The organism is Burkholderia sp. Se-20373 (assembly GCF_017104705.1).
GTDB lineage: Bacteria > Pseudomonadota > Gammaproteobacteria > Burkholderiales > Burkholderiaceae > Burkholderia.
The window spans coordinates 1-2,764 of sequence record NZ_JAAGPH010000305.1; the positions used below are offsets into that span (position 1 = coordinate 1).

Consider the following 2,764-nt stretch of genomic DNA (forward strand, 5'->3'; position numbering starts at 1 on the left):
GCCGCGGCCGATCAGCGCGACGCGTGCGCCGCGCGCGCCGAGCCACGCGGCCGTCGCGACGCCCAGATGGCCGAATCCGCCGGTGATCGCGACGGCCTTGCCTTTGAAGTCGTGTTCCATCGATATTTTCTCCTGGATCGAGGGTTGCTTGATGATGTGTGTTGCATGAGCGATGCCGGCCGCGGCATGCGTGCGCGGCCGGCAATGTGCCACAGGGTAGCGCCGTTCACGCATCCGTGCGCACCGCGACGAGGCTGCGACGGCGCAGTTCTTCCGTCGTTTCGCCCTGGTTGTCCGGGCGCCAGCCCGGCGGCAGCAGCACGAAGCGGATCGCGGTCCACACGTCGCGGGCGGCTGCGACGTCGCGGGCAAGGCTCGCCCAATGCTCGAGCTCGACGACGAACGGGTTGCGCGAGCGGGTCGGCGTGACGAGGCCGAAACGGCACGGCTCGTCGGCGCGCTCGGCGACGTAGGTGCCGAACAGCCGGTCGAACACGACCAGCACGCCGCCGTAGTTTGCATCGAGATAGTCGAGGTTCGACGCGTGGTGCACGCGGTGCGCGGACGGCGTGTTGAACACGATTTCGAGCCAGCCGAGCTTCGGCATCCAGGTGTTGTGCAGCCAGAACTGGTACATCAGGTTGAACGACAGGATCGCGAGCACGGCTTCCGGACGCACGCCGAGCCACACGAGCGGCGTGAAGAACATCGCGGCGCCGGCGATCTTGCCGGTCCAGCCGAGGCGAAACGCGGACGACAGCGTCAACTGGTTCGGCGAATGATGCACCGCATGAGTCGACCAGAAGAACCGCACGCGGTGCGACGCGCGGTGATACCAGTAGTAGCAGAACTCCTGGCCGACGAACACGAGCAGCGCGAGCGCGACGCTGTGGAGCGGGATCGTGAAGAGCCGGTGCGCCCACGCGAGGTCGAACAGCGGCGTGGCGAGCGACAGCGGCACCAGCGCGAGCAGCTTGCGGCCCGCGAGATCGGCGAGCGACAGCCACACCTCGTTCCAGTCGAACGGTTCCGGCCCGCGGGCGCGGCGCCAGGTGAGCACGGCCGCCTCGACGAGCGAGACGGCGACGATGAAGAGCGTGACGTAGTACGCGAGCTTTCCTGTGGTGGTGAGCATGATGGGCCTTTCCTCCGGTTGAGTCGGACGCGTCATCGGCGGCACGGGCTGCCATCGCGTCGAATGGAACGCACTGTAGTGGGCGCGGAACGGAAAGGCCACGCGGGAAATATGTCGCCGTATGTCGTGGGGGAAGGCGGTCGGGTGACGTGTGGCGGGCGTGGGCGCTGGTGGGCCGGAGCGGGGCCGATTTGGGGCTGCGCGTTGGTGTGTCGTGCGGGAAATGTGTCACCGCATGTCGCGGTGAAATGCGATCGGGCGGTAAGCGGCGCTCGCGTGCGCCCATGGATTGAAAACCGACCCGCTCGTGCGGGCGCGCTTGCATGTCCGGCGAGTAATGGATCGCCGCCTGTCGCGCCGAAACCGGTCGACGCTGCACGCAACCTGCGGCGACGGATGCGGCGGCGCGACACATGCATACGACCGGTGCCGATCGGAAGCCGATTCCTCGGCAGGCATGCGATGACGGCTTCAGTTCAAGGAGAAGCGGGGTCCGGTCGCACATGGCGCACTGCCCGCGTTCGGTTCGCGCGTTTCACCGCGATGCATGCATGAATCGGCCGGCAAATATGTCGCCGCATGTCGCCGCGACACATTTTCGCGCTGCGCCCGACATGTTCGGCCCCCGTGCCACGCCACCGTGCTCTCACGCAATTGCATCGCCGACAGCCTTGCCCGGCGCGGCATGCCCGCGATCGGCGCGGCCGGCACACGCATTCGTCGTACTTCGAATCAGCACGCCACGTGTAACACCGCGACATCTTTTATGACGCGACGAGCGCGTGTCATCGCCCTAAAGTTCGTCCCGTCGCCACGCCACTGCGTGCACCGAAACGAACCGCAAGGACACCCGATGAAAACCCGCCTTCTCGTCATAGCCACTGCCCTCACCCTCGCCTGCGCGCCGGCCTTCGCCGGCTGGTCCGGCCACGGCACCGCATACACGCCGCGCGGCACCTACAACGGCGCACACGCCGGCTCGTGCGGCGGCGGCAGCTGCTCGCATGCGGGTGGCGTGATCGGCCCCGGCGGCGGGATCGCGACCAACACGGGCACCGTCACGCGCACCGCGCCCGGCCAGTTCTCGAACAGCGGCACGGCCGTCGGCCCGAACGGGCGCTCGGTCGAACACAGCGGCGACACGAGCTGCGCGGGCGGCACCTGCTCGCACACCGGTTCGCTGACGGGCTCGGACGGCCGCAGCGCCACGACGTCGGGCAGCGTGACGCGCAACGGCCCGGGCCAGTATTCGTCGAGCGGCACGATCACGGGCGCGAACGGCAACACGGCCAGCCACACGGCATCGACGAATTGCGCGGGCTCGACCTGCTCGCGCTCGGGCACCGTGACGGGCGCCGACGGCGGAACCGTCACGCATTCCGGCAGCGCGACGCGCGTGGCGCCGGGTGTCGTGACGACGTCGGGCGGCTCGACGGTCGTGCACGAGCCGACCAGCGTGGTGATCGGCGTCTGCCCTGCGGCCACCGCATCGAGCGACGCGGGCGCGGCCGGCGTGATGTTCGGCCCGACCACGACGTCGACATGATCCTCGTCGACCAGCTTGCGGATGTTGCGCACCGCCGTGCCCGGGTCGGACGCGTCGTCGAGCACCGTTACCTGCACGGGTTG

At 68.8% G+C, this 2,764-nt stretch carries 1 protein-coding gene and 3 pseudogenes; 1 reads left to right on the plus strand and 3 read right to left on the minus strand.

Translation table 11 applies throughout. From position 1 onward, the window contains the following. Positions 1–120: pseudogene (locus G3N96_RS39570) on the minus strand (NAD-dependent oxidoreductase); the annotation flags it as partial. Between the two features lie 106 nt (positions 121–226). Beyond that, positions 227–1,135, minus strand: coding sequence for a sterol desaturase family protein (locus tag G3N96_RS38255; RefSeq protein WP_206140448.1), 909 nt, complete (start codon positions 1,133–1,135; stop codon positions 227–229). A gap of 853 nt (positions 1,136–1,988) precedes the next feature. Between G3N96_RS38255 and G3N96_RS39575 the strand changes: the two are divergent. Continuing rightward, positions 1,989–2,579: pseudogene (locus G3N96_RS39575) on the plus strand (hypothetical protein); the annotation flags it as partial. Here the strand turns inward: G3N96_RS39575 and G3N96_RS38260 are convergent. After that, positions 2,579–2,764 (minus strand): annotated as a pseudogene (locus G3N96_RS38260) (ABC transporter substrate-binding protein); the annotation flags it as partial. The pseudogenes G3N96_RS39575 and G3N96_RS38260 overlap by 1 nt on opposite strands.

What these genes read in the sequence shown, in the direction of transcription:
- G3N96_RS38255 (WP_206140448.1), bottom strand. Translation starts at nt 1,135, where the DNA reads ATGCTCACCACCACAGGAAAGCTCGCGTACTACGTCACGCTCTTCATC.